Genomic DNA, 15,909 nt, shown 5'->3' on the forward strand with positions numbered 1-15,909 from the left:
CCCACAACGGGTGCCGGCCAGCAGCACATCCACCGCTGGCCGGCACCCACTCCCGGGTGCCGGCCAGCGGCGCATCCAGGTCCTGTCCGCAGACGCGGGCACCAGCGGATGCGCCGACCACCAACCGCGACCTACGACGCGGGCACGACCACCACGCGGGCCACACCCCACCACCGCAAGCTGGGCCACACCCGCTGTCAGACGCGGTAGCCGGCGGCGCGGGCGGCCCGGCGTTCCCGGCGGCGGTCGGACCGGCGGCGGAGGAACCAGTAGAGGAAGAGCACCAGGCCGGCCAGGAACACCAGCACCAGCACCGGCAAAATGATCGCCACCAGGGACATCGCCACGCTGGTCGCGTCCTCGGCGGTGCTCGCCACGGGCGCGCCCACGCCGGCGGTGGTCGCGTTGATGACCGGCCGGGCGGCGGACTTGAGCAGGTGCACGCCGAGCGCGATCAGCACCCCGGTCACCACCGGGACCCACTCGCTGGAGGTGAAGAAGCTGCCCGGGTCGCGCACCGTGACCGTCTCCGAGCTGGCTCCGGCACCGAACGCCAGGCCGCCGGCGGTCGGGCGGACGACGGTCTGCACCACGTCGTTGACGTGGTCGACCACCGGCACCTTGTCGGCGACCACCTCGACGGCGAGCAGCACGGCGAGGATCAGGATCACCCAGCCGTTGCCGAGCCACTGCCAGCCGCTGGGCAGGTCGATGAGGTCGGTGTAGCGGGCCAGCAGCCCCATGGCGAGCAGGGGGATGTAGGCGTTCAGGCCCGCCGAGGCGGCGAGGCCGGTGCCGGTGAGGACTTCGAACACCGTCTCAGCATCGCACCGGTACGCCAGTGGCGCTCGGTGGCGACGGCCGGGGTCTCCGCTACCCTCGTCGGGTGCGGTTGGTGATTGCGAAGTGCTCGGTGGACTACGTCGGACGGCTCTCGGCTCACCTGCCGCCGGCCACCCGGCTGCTCATGGTGAAGGCGGACGGGTCGGTGTCCATCCACGCCGACGACCGGGCGTACAAGCCGCTCAACTGGATGAGCCCGCCGTGCCGGCTGGAGGAGGCCCCGGGCGTCTGGCGGGTGGTCAACAAGGCCGGCGAGGAGCTGCGGATCACCCTGGAGGAGATCTTCCAGGACACCTCGTACGAGCTGGGCGTCGATCCCGGCCTGCGCAAGGACGGGGTGGAGGCGCACCTGCAGGAGCTGCTGGCGGCCAACCCGACGGCCCTGGGCGAGGGGTTCACGCTGATCCGGCGGGAGTACATGACCGCGATCGGCCCGGTCGACCTGCTCTGCCGGGACGGGCAGGCCGCCACGGTCGCCGTCGAGGTGAAGCGACGGGGCGAGATCGACGGCGTCGAGCAGCTCACCCGCTATCTCGAACTGCTCAACCGCGACCCGCTGCTCGCCCCGGTGACCGGAGTCTTCGCGGCGCAGGAGATCAAGCCGCAGGCCCGGGTGCTCGCCACCGACCGGGGGATCCGCTGCGTGGTGGTGGACTACGACAAGCTGCGCGGCATCGAGCGGGACGAGCTGACCCTCTTCTGACCGCCGGCGGGCGATCTGAGGGCGGTCAGCCGCACCGCGATCCGGCGCCGGTCAGCGCCCGTACATCACCTTGATGGCTTTCACCAGCCGGGCCACGTCGGCGGGCGTCCGCTCGAAGGTGGTCGACGGCAGCAGCGAGCGGGCCCGGCGGCGGGTGATCGCCTTGGCCCGGCCGAACTCGCGCAGCCCGTCCTCGCCGTGGATCCGGCCGAAGCCCGAGTCGCCGACGCCGCCGAACGGCAGGGTGGACATCCCGGCGAAGGTCAGGGTGGAGTTGACCGAGGCCATGCCCGAGCGCAGCCGGCGGGCGATCGCCACCGCGCGCCGCCGCCCGAAGACCGAACCACCCAGGCCGTACGACAGAGCGTTGGCCCGGGTGACCGCCTCCTCGGCGTCGCGGACCCGGTTGATGGTCAGGGTCGGGCCGAAGGTCTCCTCGCGGACCGCGGCCGAGTCCTCGGGCACGTCGACCAGCACGGTCGGCCGCACGTACGGCGGCTGCACCGCGTCCGCGCCGCCGAGCACCGCGCGCCCGCCCCGGGCCAGCGCGTCGTCGATGTGCCGCCGGATCACGTCGAGCTGGCTCGGCATGGTGATCGGCCCGATGTCGGCGCCGTCCACACCGACGGTCAGCCGGCCGGCCCGCTCGACCACCTTGCCGACGAAGGCGTCGAAGACCGGCTCGACGGCGTACACCCGCTCGATGCCGATGCAGGTCTGGCCGGCGTTGGTGAGCGCGCCCCAGACGCAGGCCTCGGCGGCGGCGTCCAGGTCGGCGTCCGCGTCGACGATCATCGCGTCCTTGCCGCCGGCCTCCAGCAGCACCGGGGTCAGCGACTCAGCGCAGGCCGCCATCACCTTCTTTGCGGTCGCCGTCGAGCCGGTGAACGCGAGTTTGCCGACCCCGGAGCGGCAGAGCGCGGCGCCGACGTCGCCGAACCCGTGCACCGCGGTGAGCACGGGGTGTTCCGGCACCACCTCGGCGAAGCTGTCGACCAGCCACTGCCCGACCGCGGGCGTGTACTCGCTGGGCTTGAAGACCACGGCGTTCCCGGCGGCCAGCGCGTACGCGGTGGAGCCGATCGGGGTGAAGACCGGGTAGTTCCACGGGCCGATCACGCCGACCACCCCGTACGGCTGGTATTCGAGGTGGGCGGAGAACTCGGCGAGCACGAGCCGCGAGCGCACCCGGCGCGGGCCGAGCACCCGGCGCGCGTTGCGGGCCGCCCAGTCGATGTGCTCGACGGCGGTGACGAGCTCGACGACGGCGTCGGCGACCGGCTTGCCGCCCTCGGCGTGGATCAGCTCGGTGAGCTGCTCGATCCGCTGGGCGAGCAGGGCACGCCAGCGCAGCAGCCGCTGCCGCCGCCCGGTGAAACCGAGCCCGGCCCACCACTCGGCGGCGGCACGGGCCCGCTCGACCGCCCGGGTCACGTCTTCCGCGGTGGCGACCGGATAGCGCCCGACCTCGGCGCCGGTCGCGGGGCTGGTCGAGACCAGCCGGCCGTCCTCGATGCGGGGGGCGCCCGGGACCTGCACTGCCGTCATGGCGGAAGTCTAGACCCGAGGATTACTCGCCGGTAGGGGTAGCGGTCGAGGCCTGCCGCCCGGTTGCGGGCCGCCGCGCGCCCGGTGAACCGGTCGGGTCGCCAGCTTCGTTGAACGGGCGGAGGGACCGTCCGGTACGCGGGCCGCATGCCGTTCCGGCGAACAGAACGTGAACCGGCCGGGGAAGCGGAGATGACCGCGCGGGCGGTGGAGACAACTACTGTCTGATGGCAGGCTGACGCGCGGGGTGACCGTGCGAGTGGAGGGCTGACTGTCCATGGAGGAACATCCGGAGCTGCTGCCGGTCCTGACGGTGGCCGGTGGGCCGATGCGCGGGGCGAGTTTCCGGGTCCGCCCGGCCCCGCTGGTCATCGGCCGCGCCCCGACCGCGGACGTTATGGTGCACGACCTGCATCTGAGTCGACGACACGCCCAGGTGTGGCTCACCCCCGAGGGGGTGTCGCTGGTGGACCTCGGCTCGACCAACGGCACCTGGTTGAACGACCGGCGGATCACCGGCTTGGAGCGGCTCAGCGACGGGGACGTGATCCGGATCGGCCGCACCGAACTCCGGTTCTTCGACCCGGGTGTGGCCCGCACCGACCCGGTGGGCCTGCTCTTCGGCACGCCGCGCCGGGACCACCGGCCGACCCTGCCGCTGCCGGTCGCCGCACCGGCCACCGCCGCGCTGCCGGCCGAGCCCACCGTGCCGGCCGCACCTGTCGTGCCGGCCGGGGCGGCGGCGCCACCCGCGCCGGAGCGGGAGGCGGAGCCGGTGGCGCCGGCCGCGCCCGCCGTCCCGAGCGCCCCGTAGGCCGGGAGCGCGCTCCGTCCCGGACGCGTCCCGTCGGTCGACTGGCCGGGCGCGTGGTTTGAGGTCCCACCCTTGCCGGGCGGGGCATGGCGATCGGGCACATGGACGGGCCGGCGGCCGCGTGGCAGCATGCCGCGGATGGAGACCGTGCAGCATGTCGTGACGGCGAACGGGATCACCCAGGCGGTACGGGTGGCCGGGCCGCCGGAGGGCGTACCGGTGCTGCTGATCCACGGCAACTGTTCGTCGGCCCTGTTCTGGGAGCCGCTGGTGCGGCGGCTGCCGGCCACGCTCCGGGTGGTCGCGCCCGACCTGCGTGGCTACGGCGAGACGGACACCGCGCCGGTCGACGGCACCCGCGGGCTGCGCGATTTCGCCGACGACGTGGCCGCCCTGCTGGACGACGGGTCGCTGTTCCCGGCCGGCGCCCGGCCGGTGGTGGCCGGTCACTCGCTGGGCGGGGGAGTGGCGATGCAGGTGCTGGTCGACCACCCCGACCGGGTGGCTGCGCTGCTGCTCTCCGCGCCCGTCTCGCCCTACGGTTACGGCGGCACCCGCGACCTGGCCGGGACGCCGACCACCCCCGACTTCGCCGGCACCGGCGGCGGAACCGCCAACCAGGACTTCGTCAAGCGGCTGGCCGCCGGCGACCGCGGCGCGGACGCCCCGACCAGCCCGAGCAACGTGCTGCGGGCCACCTACGTGGCCGACCCGGCCTCCCTCGGCGAGGACGAGGAACTGCTGCTGGACAGCGTCCTGTCCACCGCCACCGGCGACGACAACTACCCGGGCACGGCGGTGGCCTCGGCGAACTGGCCGGGCACCGCACCCGGCCGGCGGGGCGTGCTCAACGCCCTCTCCCCGGTGCACTTCCGGATCGCCGACGACCTGGTCGGGGTCGCCGACAAGCCGCCGGTCACCTGGATCCACGGGGACGCCGACGTGATCGTCTCGGACACCGCGCTGATGGACCTGGCGTACCTGGGGTCGCTGGGCGCGGTGCCGGGGTGGCCCGGCGAGGTGGACTGCCCGCCGCAGCCGATGGTCGGCCAGACCCGGGCGGTGCTCGACCGGTACGCGGCCGCCGGCGGCAGCTACCGCGAGGTGCTCCTCCCCGGCTGCGGGCACAGCCCGCACCTGGAGCGGCCGGCCGAGTTCGTCGCCGAGCTGCTCGCCCTCACCACCGCCCCGACGGCCTGAGCGGCCCACCCTTCGCCACCCGGCCGCGCCGGGGCGGACATCGATCGACGGCAGCGCCGAAGGTGGTGAAATATCCCACGGCGTCTCGACAACCGACGGTCACGTGGCAGACTCGCGCGCATAACCTTAGTGGCCGTTCATGCGGCCGTGCGGAGCGTTGGGGAGGCCGGTCGTGGCGCGCGAGTTCAACAGCGTGGGCGTGGTGGGACTGGGCACCATGGGTGCCGGCATCGTCGAGGTCTTCGCCCGCAACGGCATCGACGTGGTGGCCGTGGAGATCTCCGACGCCGCGCTGGACCGCGGCCGGGCCACCCTGACCGGCTCCACCGACCGGGCGGTGGCCAAGGGCAAGCTCGCCGAGGCCGACCGGGACGCCCTGCTGGCCCGGGTCGACTGGCAGGTCGGGCTGGCCGCGCTGCACTCGGTCGACCTGGTCATCGAGGCGGTGCCCGAGCACCTCGACCTGAAGCAGCGGATCTTCGCCGAGCTGGACCGGGTCTGCAAGCCCGAGGCGATCCTGGCCACCAACACCTCGTCGCTGAGCGTCACCGAGATCTCGGTCGCCACCACCCGGCCCAACCAGGTCATCGGCATCCACTTCTTCAACCCGGCCCCGGTGATGAAGCTGGTCGAGGTGGTCCGGACGGTGGTCACCTCGGCCGACGTGGTCGCCGACGTGGAGGCGCTCTGCGCCCGGCTGGGCAAGGTCGACGTCACCATCAACGACCGGGCCGGCTTCATCGCCAACGCGCTGCTCTTCGGCTACCTCAACCACGCCGTCGGCATGTTCGAGTCGCACTACGCCAGCCGCGAGGACATCGACGCGGCGATGAAGCTCGGCTGCGGCCTGCCGATGGGCCCGCTCGCCCTGATGGATCTGATCGGCCTGGACACCGCGTACGAGATCCTGGACACCATGTACCGGCGGGGCGGCCGGGACCGCCGGCACGCCCCGGTGCCGCTGATCAAGCAGATGGTCACCGCGGGGCTGCTCGGCCGGAAGTCCGGCCGCGGCTTCTACACCTACGAGCGGCCGGGCTCCCCGGTGGTCGTACCGGACGAGCAGACGCCGGTGGCGACGGAGTCGGCGCTCGCCGACGGCGCCCGGGCCATCGCCAAGGTCGGCGTGGTCGGCTCCGGGACGATGGCGACCGGGATCATCGAGGTCTTCGCCAAGGCCGGCTACGAGGTCGTCTCGGTGACCCGGGGCGCGGAGAAGTCGGCCAAGGTCTGCGAGGCGGTCAAGACCTCGCTGAACAAGGGTGTGGTGCGGGGCAAGCTCAGCGAGGCCGACCGGGACGCGGCGCTGGGCCGGATCACCTGGTCCGCCACCCTGGACCACCTCGCCGACGTCGACCTGGTGGTCGAGGCGGTGGTCGAGGAGCTCAGCGTCAAGAAGGCCCTCTTCGCCAGCCTCGACGAGATCTGCAAGCCGGGCGTGGTGCTCGCCACCACCACCTCGTCGCTGCCGGTGATCGACGTCGCGATGGCCACCCAGCGGCCGGCCGACGTGGTCGGGCTGCACTTCTTCAACCCGGCCCCGATCATGCCGCTGGTGGAGATCGTGCAGACCATCCGCACCTCGGCGGAGACCACCGCCACCGCCCGCGCGGTCTGCGGGGCGCTGGGCAAGACCGGCGTGGTCTGCGGCGACCGGTCCGGGTTCATCGTCAACGCGCTGCTCTTCCCGTACCTGAACGACGCGGTGAAGATGCTGGAGGCGAGCTACTCCACCGCCGACGACATCGACTACGCCATGAAGCTCGGCTGCGGCTACCCGATGGGTCCGTTCGAGCTGCTCGACGTGGTCGGCCTGGACGTCTCGCTGGCCATCCAGCGCGAGCTCTACCTGGAGCTGCGCGAGCCGGGCTTCGCGCCCGCGCCGCTGCTGGAGCACCTGGTCACCGCCGGCTACCTGGGCCGCAAGAGCGGGCGCGGGTTCCGCGACCACACCAACCGCTGACCCGGTCAACGCCCCCGGCCGGAGACCTGGGACTGACCGGACCCGGCCGGCGGGGCGTCCCGTCGGCCGGACCGTACGCTTGGGAAGCGTGAGCCCGCGTCGCAACCGACCCCGCCGTGACGACACCGCGCACCTGGACACCGACCGGGCGCGGCAGGGCGTCGCGTCGGTGCAGCAGTGGCGCGACGGCGACTGGCAGGTACGCGGGATCACCGGCGGGGCGGCGGTGAAGACGTACCGCTGCCCGGGATGCGACCAGGAGATCCGCCCCGGGGTGGCGCACGTGGTGGCCTGGCCGGCGGACGGGCGGGGCGACCTGAGCGACCGCCGGCACTGGCACAGCGGGTGCTGGCGGGCGCGGGACCGGCGCGGGCCGGCGGTGCAGCGCGGCCGCGGCGCCCCCCGTTACGGCTGAGCGATCTGGATCACCCCGTTCCCGCCCCGCCCGGCGGCGTGTGCCGCGGCGCGGGAGACTGGTCGGGTGAGCACACCGATCCGCGCGTCCTCCATCCTGCCCGGGCGCCGTGAGGACATCGAGCTGCACACCGCGGACGGTCTGCGGCTGGTCGGCGAGCTGGCCCGCCCGCTGGACCGGGAGCCGGTGGCCACCCTGGTTTGCCTGCACCCGCTGCCCACGCACGGCGGGATGATGGACAGCCACGTGTTCCGCAAGGCGGCCTGGCGGCTGCCGGCCCTGGCCGACCTGGCCGTGCTCCGGTTCAACACCCGGGGCACCAGCAGCCTCCGCGGCACCAGCGAGGGCACGTTCGACGCCGCCGTCGGCGAGCGGTTCGACGTCGCCGCCGCCATCGAGTACGCCGAGTTCCACGAGCTGCCGAACATCTGGCTGCTCGGCTGGTCGTTCGGCACCGACCTGACGCTCAAGTACGGCTGCGACCCGGCGGTGACCGGGGCGATCCTGCTCTCCCCGCCGCTGCGCTTCTCCACCCCGGCCGACCTGGCCCAGTGGGCCGACGCCGGCAAGCCGCTGGTCGCGTTGGTGCCGGAGTTCGACGACTACCTGCGCCCGGACGAGGCGCGGGAACGCTTCGCGGCGGTGCCGCAGGCCGAGGTGGTCGGGGTGCCGGGGGCGAAGCACCTCTGGGTCGGCGACGCCGAGACCGTGCTGGACGAAGTGGTCCGCCGGGTCAACCCGGCCGCCTCCGTGCCGCTGCCCACCGCCTGGGACGGGCCGATGGAGACCGGCGACGTGAGCGCGTACGCCGACCGTACGGTGGCCTCGTTCGCCGACCGCCCGGTGCCCGGGCCGCCCGCCGGTCAGGCCGGCTGAGCGCGGGTCACCGGGACTCCTGCCGCGGCAGGACCACCTCGCGCAGGATCAGCTGGACGGCGGCGACCAGCGGGATGGCCAGCAGCGCGCCCAGCACGCCCAGCAGCGCCACCCCGAGCAGCGCGGCGACCAGCGCGGCCACCTCGTTGATCTCCACCGACCGTCGCATGATCTTGGGATAGATGACGTAGTTCTCCACCTGCTGGTAGATCACGAAGAACACCACGCAGGCGATGCCGACCGGCAGGTCGGTGGCGAAGCCGACCAGGCTCACGATGACCGCGCCGAGGGTGGCGCCGATCTGCGGGATCAGGTCGGCCACCGCGACCACCACGGCCAGCGCGAAGGGGTACGGCAGCCCGGCGATCAGCGCGAACACGAAGGTGCTCGCCCCGGCCAGCACCGCGATGCTGAGCGCCCCCACCATGTACGCGCCGACCTTGGCCAGGATCTCGTCGCCGATCAGCCGCGCCCGCTCCCGCCGCGAGGCCGGCACCAGCGCGTAGCCGAGCGCCCGGAGCTTGTCGAAGTAGACCAGGAAGTAGATGGTCAGCACGAGCACGGTCAGGGTCCGGAAGATGGTGCCGAAGATGAACTGGGCGCCGCCGAGCACGCCGCCGAGGGCGCGGCCGACGTTCTGCGCGTTGGCGGCGCTCTGCACCCGCTCCATCACGTCGTACCGCTCGACGAGGTCGTTGACGGCCTGGTTGCGGCGCAGCTCCTGGACGTAGCTCGGTAGCTGCTCGATGAACTGGCCGGACTGGGTGACGACCGGCGGCACCAGCGCCACCACGCCGCCGCAGAGCAGCAGCAGCACGGTCAGCGCGACGACCGCCACGGCCAGGCCGCGCGGCAGCCCGAACCTGCGCAGTCGTACCACCGCCGGGTTCAGGCCGACGGCGAGGAAGAGCGCGATCACCACCAGGACCAGGATTCCGGCCGCGTTGCGCAGCCCCAGGTAGACGGTGTACGCGAGCAGCACGCCGAGCGCGCCGGTGAAGCCGAGCAGGAAGCTGTTGCGGCGCAGCGGCCGGCCGGGCCGGCCGAACCGTCCGGAGACGGTGAAGACCGGCGGGTCGTCGTCCGACGGGTCGGTGGACCCGGTCGGCGCCCCGGCTTCGGTCGCCGCGTCCGGCCGCCCGCCCTGTGCCCGCGCCGACGCCGGTCCCTCGGGCGAGGTCGCGGGCCGGCCCGGTTTCTCGTCGGGGCGGGACGCGCCCGGCTGCTCCGGGTCCGGTCCGTCCGTCGTCGGCTCGCCCTGCGCCACCAGGACCTCCTCCGGTCACGTCCGGCGGATCCGCCGGACACCGCTGCCGACCCGCGCGAGCGGGTTCCAGCCAGGAGCGTAGCGGGCGCGCGGGGTGGTACGGCGAAGCCGGCGTGCGCTCGCCCCGGCACCCGCGGACCGGGCAGCTGTGGTGGCTGCCCGGCCGGTCGGCGCGCCGTCCCGGCCCCGGTCAGTCCTTCTCGGCGCTGACCGTGCTGGGCTTGGCGCTGCGCTCGTCGACGGTCGGCTTGGTGGGCCGCTTGCCGTTCTCGCCGGTGCTGGTGATCTTCGTCGGGGTGGCGCCCCGGCCACCCTCACCCGGCACCGCGGCCACCGTCGGCTCGCCGTCCACGCCGGACGGGGCGCCGCCGTCCACCGTGGTCACCGGCTCGGCGACCGGGCGTGCCTCGGCCTGCCCGGCATCGGCGGGCTCGGTGGTGGACTTCCCGGCCGGCTTGGCGCCGGCCGGCATTCCGCCCGGCCCACCGGCCGGCTTGGCCCCGGCGCCCCCCGTCGGCTTCGTGCCGGCACCCGGCCCGGTGGCCGGCTTCGCGCTCGCCTCCGCCTCGGTGGCCGGGCGGGCCGCCGCGCCCGCCGGAATCCCGGACGCCGGCTTCCCGTCGACCCCCGGCCGGCCGTCCACGTCGGCCGGCCGCAACGCGGCGTCCTTCCGCTTACCGTTCGGACCGGTCGTCGGCGCGGCCACGGTGGCGCCGTCGCTGCCGGCGGGGCCGGTCGCCCCGGTGGCCAGCTGCAACCGCAGCTCGGCCACCTGCCGCTGGAGCTCGTCGGACTCCTGCCGGGACTGCCAGGTCTCCTGGCGCAGGTCGGCGAGCTGCTGCTGGGCCTGGGCGATCTCCAGCATCACCTGGGCGAGCTGCTGCCGGCCGGCGGCTGCCTCCTGCTGCGTCGCGGCGAGGTGCTGCTGGGTGGTGGCCAGGTGCTGCTGGGTGGTGGCGGCGTACTCCTCGAACTGCCGGCGGGAGGTTGCGACGTGCTCGTCGGCCCTGCGCCGCTTCTCGGTCGCCTCCGACTCGGCCCGGCTGAGCAGCGCCGCGGCCTCCTCCTCGGCCTGCTGGCGCATGGTGAGCGCGTCCCGCTCGGCGGCCTCGCGGACCGCCGCGGCGCCCTGCTCGATCTCGTTCTTGCGGGTGGAGTACTCGGACTCCAGCTGGACGCGCCGCTTCGTGTACGTCGACTCCAGCTCGTCCTGCCGGGTCTTGTGCTGCTTCTCCACCTCGGCGTGCCGGGTCTTGTACTGCTTCTCCAGCTCGGCCCGGCGGGTGGTGAACTCCTGCTCGGCGGCGGCCCGCCGCTGGGTCAGCTCCCGGTCGGCCGCCTCGCGCCGGCTGTTCACCTCCTTCTCCACGCCGGCCCGCCAGGCGCCCAGCTCCTGCTGCGTCTGCGCCCGCGCGTGCTGCACGTACGCCTCGGTCTCGCTGCGCATCCGCTGCACGTACGCCTCGGTCTCGGTCCGGCTGCGCCGGGCGGACTCGGCCGCCTGCGTGGTCAGCCGCTCCGCCTCCTGGCGGGCCTTCTCGCGGGTGGCCCGGCCGGCGGTGCTGGCGTCGTCGATGATCTGCTTGGCCTCGCGCTGGGCCTTGGCGTGGGTGGCCCGGCCCGCCTCGGTGGCCTGGTCGACCAGGCGCTTGGCCTCCTGCTGCGCCTTGGCGTGCACCTCCTTGGCCGCCTCGCGCAGCTCGGTGGCCTCCTTTTGGGCCTTGGCGTGCGCCTCCTTGGCGGCCTCGCGGAGCTTGGTCGCCTCCTGCTGGGCCCGGGTGTGGATCTCCTTCGCCGCGTCCCGCAGCTGGGTGGCCTCCTGCTGGGCCTTGCTCAGCGCCTCCTGGGCGGCCTTGCGGAGCCGTTCGGCCTCCGCCTTGGCGGCCTTGACGGCGGCGTCCGCCTCGGCCTTGCGGGCGGCGGTGTGCCGCTCCTCCTCGGCGCGGCGGGCGGACAGCGCGATCTCGAAGTCCTTGAGCGCCTTGGCGGCCTCCGCGCGGGCCTCCTCGATGATGTGCTCGGCGGCCGCGCGGCGGGCCTCGATCTCCTCGTTGGCCTCGCGCAGGATGGCCTCGGCCTGTTCCTCGGCGAGGGTGAGGATCTGTTCGACCCGGGGGCCGAGGTGCCGGAACGAGGCGCGGTCGACCACCCCGACCTGCTTGCGCACCTGGGCGAGATCCCGCTGGAGCACCTCGACCTGGCCGGCCAGCTTGTGGATCTGTGTGTAGGCCTGCTCCCGCTCGGCCGCGAGGGTCGCGATCTCGTGCTCCGCACGCGCGACGTACCGGTCGACCTGTCGTTTCTCGTACCCCCGCAGAGCGGACTCGAAGCTGGGCTCCGTGGTCACGTCCCCGCCGAGAGCGAACAGTTCCTCGCCGTGCGACATGCTCCCATCCTCACACGCATCGGCCGCTCCTGGGGCGATACGGACGCCCCTGTTGGGACCTGATTCACTGCGTTTCCGGTGCCCGGTTCCCGCCGGCCGGGAAACGCACACGGCGCGGGGAGGCACCGGTCACCCGGTGTCACCCCGCGCCGTGTCATGCCCCGGCCGGGCCGGTCAGCTGGCGGTCTCCGCGGCCACCTTGTCGCCGGCGTCGCCGGCGGCCTTCTTCGCCTCGCCCTGCGCCGGCGCGGCCTGCGCCGGCACGCCCGGGACGATGCCCGCGAGACCGGAGAGCATCTGGCCCAGCTGCGCGGTGACCGCGTCCTTCTGGCGGGTGAGGTCCTCGACCTCGCGGCGGGCCGCCTGGGTGGTCAGCTCGGCCTCGGTGCGCGCCTCGTTGAGCAGGCGCTGCGACTCGGCCCGCGCCTCGTTCAGCGTCTTGTCGGCCAGCGCCTTGGCCTTCTCGACCGTCTCGGTCGCGCCGCGCTCCGACTCGACCCGGCGGGCCTCGGCCCGCTGCTCGATCTCCTTGGCCCGCTCCTGGGCCGCCCGGGCGCGCTGCTCGGCCTCGCTGACCAGCTTCTGGGTCTGCGCCACCTGGGCGGCGTGCCGCTCGGACTCCTCGCGCTCGGCCTTCTCGCGGCGCTCGGCGAGCTGGAGCTCCAGGGCCTGGAGGTCCTTGTCGCGCTTGTCGCGGGCGTCGGTGAGCAGCTTGGTCGCCTCGGCGCGCTTCTCCTCGGCCTCGCGGGCGGCCTTGGCCCGCTGCTGGGTGATCTCCCGCTCGGCGGTGGCGCGCAGCGTGGCGACCTCCCGCTCGACGGTGGACTTCAGCTCGGCGACCTCGTGCGCGGTGACCGTGCGCAGCTGCTTGGTCTCCCGCTCGGCGTCCGCGCGCAGCGTGTCGGCCTCGCGGCGGGCCTGCACCCGGACCTCGGCGGCCTCCCGCTCGGCGGCGGTACGGACGTTGCCCGCCTCGCGCTCGGCGGTGGCCTTCATCGCCGCCGCCTCGGCCCGGGCCTTGTCGGTGATCTCACGCGCCTCGAGGCGGGCGGCGGAGAGGATGCCCTCCGACTCGCGCTTGGCCTCGTTGCGGTGGTCGTTGGCCTGCTCCTCGGCGAGGCGGAGGATCTGCTCGACGCGGGTGCCGAGGCCGGAGAGGGTCGGCCGGCTGTTCTCCTCGAGCTGCTTGTTGGTGTCCGTGAGCTTCTGCTCCAGCGCGGACATGCGCTGCTCGGCCTGGCGGAGCCGACGCTGGGCGTCGTTCATCCGCTGCTCGGCCTCGGCGCGGGCCTGCTCGGACTGGGTCAGCGCGGCGGTCATCCGGCCGATGAAGTCATCGACCTGGTGGGTGTTGTATCCGCGCAGGCCGACGGTGAAATCTGGCTGCGAGTTCGCGTTATCGAAGAACGCGAGAGGGGAGGACTGCTGCTGGGGCATTGGGACATACTCGCAGACGCCCCAGGGTCCTTCGCAAGAGCGGTGGCGAGCTTTGCTGTCCTGTTTACATGGTCAACTTCGGCGGCTCCCGGGGACCGGACCAATCGGCGATCTTGGCAGGTCCCGGGCGGGTCGGACGGCCTGGGCGGAGACCCGGAAAAGGGCCGCGGGGCAAGGCCCCGCGGCCCTTTGTCGCCGCCCGGGCACGGGCACTCGAATGCGTGCCCGACGCCGGTGCGGAATGGCGATCGACGTTGCGGCAATCGTCGCCTGGCGGCCCCTGTCGGGTCAGTGGCCGCGGAACCGGTTGATCGCGTCCTCGTGCCGGGCGCGCAGCTCGCGGTCGCGTACGCCGAGCCCGTCGGTCGGGGCGAGGCAGCGGACGCCGACCTTGCCCTGGTGGGCGTTGCGGTGCACCTCGTACGCGGCCTGGCCGGTCTGCTCCAGCGGGTAGGTCCTCGACACCGTCGGGTGGATCTTCCCCAGCGCCACCAGCCGGTTGGCCTCCCACGCCTCGCGGTAGTTGGCGAAGTGGCTGCCGACGATCCGCTTGAGGTGCATCCAGAGATAGCGGTTGTCGTACTGGTGCTGGTAGCCGCTGGTGGAGGCGCAGGTGACGATGGTGCCGCCGCGCTTGGTCACGTAGACGCTCGCGCCGAAGGTCTCCCGGCCGGGGTGCTCGAAGACGATGTCCGGGTCCTCGCCGCCGGTCAGCTCCCGGATCCGCTCGCCGAAGCGCCGCCACTCGTCCTGGTCCTGGGTCTGCTCGTCCTTCCAGAACCGGAAGCCCTCGGCGGCCCGGTCGATGACCAGCTCCGCGCCCATCCTGCGGCACAGCTCCGCCTTGTCCGGACTGGACACCACGCAGACCGGGATGGCGCCGCCGTTGAGCGCCATCTGGGTGGCGTAGCCACCCAGCCCGCCGGAGGCGCCCCAGATCAGCACCACGTCGCCCTGCTTCATGTTCGCGCCGTGGTGCGAGACGAGCTGCCGGTACGCGGTCGAGTTGACCAGGCCCGGGCTGGCCGCCTCCTCCCAGCTCAGGTGCCGCGGCTTGGGCATCAGCTGGTTGGCCTTCACCACCGCCAGCTCGGCCAGGCCGCCGAAGTTGGTCTCGAAGCCCCAGATCCGCTGCTGCGGGTCGAGCATGGTGTCGTCGTGCCCGGCCGCGTCCTCCAGTTCCACCGACAGGCAGTGCGCGACCACCTCGTCGCCGGCGGACCACCGGGTCACCCCCGGCCCGGTCCGCAGCACCACGCCGGCGGCGTCCGAACCGACCACGTGGTACGGCAGGTCGTGCCGGCGGGTCAGCTCGGAGAGCCGGCCGTAGCGCTGGAGGAACTTGAAGGTGGACAGCGGCTCGAAGATGCTGGTCCAGACGGTGTTGTAGTTGATCGCGCTGGCCATCACCGCGACCAGCGCCTCGCCCGGGCCGAGCTCGGGCGTCGGCACCTCCTGCACGTGCAGCGCCTTGCGCGGGTCCTTGTCCCGGGTGGCCATGCCCTCGAACATCCGGGTCTCGTCCGCGCGTACCACGACGCCGCGGTAGGACTCGGGCACGGGCAGCCCGGCGAGAGCGGCGAGTTCCCGCTCCGGCTGCGCGGAGCCTTCCGCCGACATGATCGCTTCGAGGATGTCCTGCACGGTGACCTCCGGTTCGTCCGCACCCGCGCGCACGGGCCTGGGTGCTGCCATCGTCGGCGCCGGTGCGGCCTGTCCACCATGTCGGCGTCCGACACATCCGGCACCGGCCGCGCTCCGGTGGGGCGGACGTTACTGAACGGTAGCTAGGGCCGGAAGTCCTCTGTGAAAAACCGCATCGACCGATGCGTGAAGGTGTCCGGGTGAACGTTGAACCGCGCAGTGCCGTGCTCGGCGCCGGCCCGCGAGTGGCTCCGGCGCCGCTCGCGCCGGGACCCGGCCGTGCCGACCGGCCTGCCCGCCGCCGCGCCCCGCCGCCCGCGCGGCGGGGCGCGGCGTACGTCAATGCTCGGCCGCCTCGACCAGCTCGACGAGGACGCCGCCGGCGTCCTTCGGGTGCACGAAGTTGATCCGGGAGTTGGCGGTGCCGCGCTTCGGGGTCTCGTAGAGCAGGCGGACGCCGCGCTCGCGCAACGCCGCGCAGGCCGCGTCGATGTCCGCCACGGTGTACGCCACCTGCTGCACCCCCGGGCCGTTGCGGTCCAGGAACTTCGCGATGGTCGACTCCGGCGTCAGCGGGGCGAGCAGTTGCAGGCAGCCGCCCTCGGTGGTCGGCCCGACGGCCAGCATCGCCTCGCGGACGCCCTGTTCGGTGTTGGTCTCGGTGTGCACGCAGCGCATCCCGAACGTCCGCTGGTAGAAGTCGATCGCGGCGTCCAGGTCGGCGACGGCCACCCCGATGTGGTCGATCCGCCGCAGCCCGATGTCTGTGACATAGTCGGCAGCGGTCTCGACGGGGGAGTTCTCAGCCATGGC

13 protein-coding genes are annotated in these 15,909 nt (G+C 73.5%); 6 read left to right on the forward strand and 7 right to left on the reverse strand.

Translation table 11 applies throughout. The features are described 5' to 3' along the window. Positions 1-197: 197 nt before the first annotated feature. Positions 198-815: a DUF4126 domain-containing protein gene (locus tag ACVCAH_RS31500; protein ID WP_447139882.1), complete on the reverse strand. Its 618-nt coding sequence runs from the start codon at positions 813-815 to the stop codon at positions 198-200. A gap of 71 nt (positions 816-886) precedes the next feature. Between ACVCAH_RS31500 and nucS the strand changes: the two genes are divergently transcribed. Then, positions 887-1,546, forward strand: coding sequence for an endonuclease NucS (gene nucS, locus ACVCAH_RS31505; protein ID WP_447139883.1), 660 nt, complete (start codon positions 887-889; stop codon positions 1,544-1,546). Between the two features lie 51 nt (positions 1,547-1,597). On the opposite strand, the gene ACVCAH_RS31510 is transcribed toward nucS, so the two are convergent. After that, positions 1,598-3,094 (reverse strand): aldehyde dehydrogenase family protein, encoded by a 1,497-nt coding sequence (locus ACVCAH_RS31510; protein ID WP_447139884.1) that lies wholly within the window; start codon positions 3,092-3,094, stop codon positions 1,598-1,600. A 277-nt stretch (positions 3,095-3,371) separates the two neighbouring features. On the opposite strand from ACVCAH_RS31510, the gene ACVCAH_RS31515 reads away from it, so the two are divergent. The 5 genes from ACVCAH_RS31515 (at position 3,372) to ACVCAH_RS31535 (ending at position 8,362) form a co-directional block, all read left to right on the forward strand. Then, positions 3,372-3,908: an FHA domain-containing protein gene (locus tag ACVCAH_RS31515; protein WP_447139885.1), complete on the forward strand. Its 537-nt coding sequence runs from the start codon at positions 3,372-3,374 to the stop codon at positions 3,906-3,908. 129 nt (positions 3,909-4,037) lie between these two features. Next, positions 4,038-5,108 carry an alpha/beta fold hydrolase gene (locus tag ACVCAH_RS31520; protein ID WP_447139886.1) on the forward strand — a complete coding sequence of 357 codons (1,071 nt, stop codon included), beginning with the start codon at positions 4,038-4,040 and terminating at the stop codon, positions 5,106-5,108. Between the two features lie 172 nt (positions 5,109-5,280). Further along, a complete protein-coding gene (locus tag ACVCAH_RS31525; RefSeq protein ID WP_447139887.1) occupies positions 5,281-7,071 on the forward strand; it encodes a 3-hydroxyacyl-CoA dehydrogenase family protein in 1,791 nt (596 codons plus the stop codon). Between the two features lie 88 nt (positions 7,072-7,159). Then, on the forward strand, positions 7,160-7,486 hold the full coding sequence (locus tag ACVCAH_RS31530; RefSeq protein WP_447139888.1) for a hypothetical protein: 327 nt from the start codon (positions 7,160-7,162) through the stop codon (positions 7,484-7,486). A gap of 66 nt (positions 7,487-7,552) precedes the next feature. Beyond that, a complete protein-coding gene (locus tag ACVCAH_RS31535) occupies positions 7,553-8,362 on the forward strand; it encodes an alpha/beta hydrolase (RefSeq protein ID WP_447139889.1) in 810 nt (269 codons plus the stop codon). A gap of 7 nt (positions 8,363-8,369) precedes the next feature. On the opposite strand, the gene ACVCAH_RS31540 is transcribed toward ACVCAH_RS31535, so the two are convergent. The 5 genes from ACVCAH_RS31540 to mce form a co-directional block, all read right to left on the reverse strand. Next, on the reverse strand, positions 8,370-9,629 hold the full coding sequence (locus ACVCAH_RS31540) for an AI-2E family transporter (protein ID WP_447139890.1): 1,260 nt from the start codon (positions 9,627-9,629) through the stop codon (positions 8,370-8,372). A 190-nt stretch (positions 9,630-9,819) separates the two neighbouring features. Next, positions 9,820-12,015 carry a hypothetical protein gene (locus tag ACVCAH_RS31545; protein WP_447139891.1) on the reverse strand — a complete coding sequence of 732 codons (2,196 nt, stop codon included), beginning with the start codon at positions 12,013-12,015 and terminating at the stop codon, positions 9,820-9,822. 174 nt (positions 12,016-12,189) lie between these two features. Next, entirely contained in the window at positions 12,190-13,452 is a 1,263-nt protein-coding gene (locus ACVCAH_RS31550; RefSeq protein WP_447139892.1) for a cell division protein DivIVA, read from the reverse strand. Between the two features lie 288 nt (positions 13,453-13,740). Then, entirely contained in the window at positions 13,741-15,096 is a 1,356-nt protein-coding gene (ccrA, locus tag ACVCAH_RS31555; RefSeq protein ID WP_447139909.1) for a crotonyl-CoA carboxylase/reductase, read from the reverse strand. A gap of 339 nt (positions 15,097-15,435) precedes the next feature. Further along, entirely contained in the window at positions 15,436-15,906 is a 471-nt protein-coding gene (gene mce, locus ACVCAH_RS31560) for a methylmalonyl-CoA epimerase (protein WP_447139893.1), read from the reverse strand. Between the last annotated feature and the right edge of the window lie 3 nt (positions 15,907-15,909).

The sequence above is a fragment of the Micromonospora sp. LZ34 genome (genome assembly GCF_052981855.1).

What these genes read in the sequence shown, in the direction of transcription:
- ACVCAH_RS31510 (WP_447139884.1), bottom strand. Translation starts at nt 3,094, where the DNA reads ATGACGGCAGTGCAGGTCCCGGGCGCCCCCCGCATCGAGGACGGCCGG.
- ACVCAH_RS31515 (WP_447139885.1), top strand. Translation starts at nt 3,372, where the DNA reads ATGGAGGAACATCCGGAGCTGCTGCCGGTCCTGACGGTGGCCGGTGGG.
- ACVCAH_RS31520 (WP_447139886.1), top strand. Translation starts at nt 4,038, where the DNA reads ATGCCGCGGATGGAGACCGTGCAGCATGTCGTGACGGCGAACGGGATC.
- ACVCAH_RS31545 (WP_447139891.1), bottom strand. Translation starts at nt 12,015, where the DNA reads ATGTCGCACGGCGAGGAACTGTTCGCTCTCGGCGGGGACGTGACCACG.
- ACVCAH_RS31550 (WP_447139892.1), bottom strand. Translation starts at nt 13,452, where the DNA reads ATGCCCCAGCAGCAGTCCTCCCCTCTCGCGTTCTTCGATAACGCGAAC.
- mce (WP_447139893.1), bottom strand. Translation starts at nt 15,906, where the DNA reads ATGGCTGAGAACTCCCCCGTCGAGACCGCTGCCGACTATGTCACAGAC.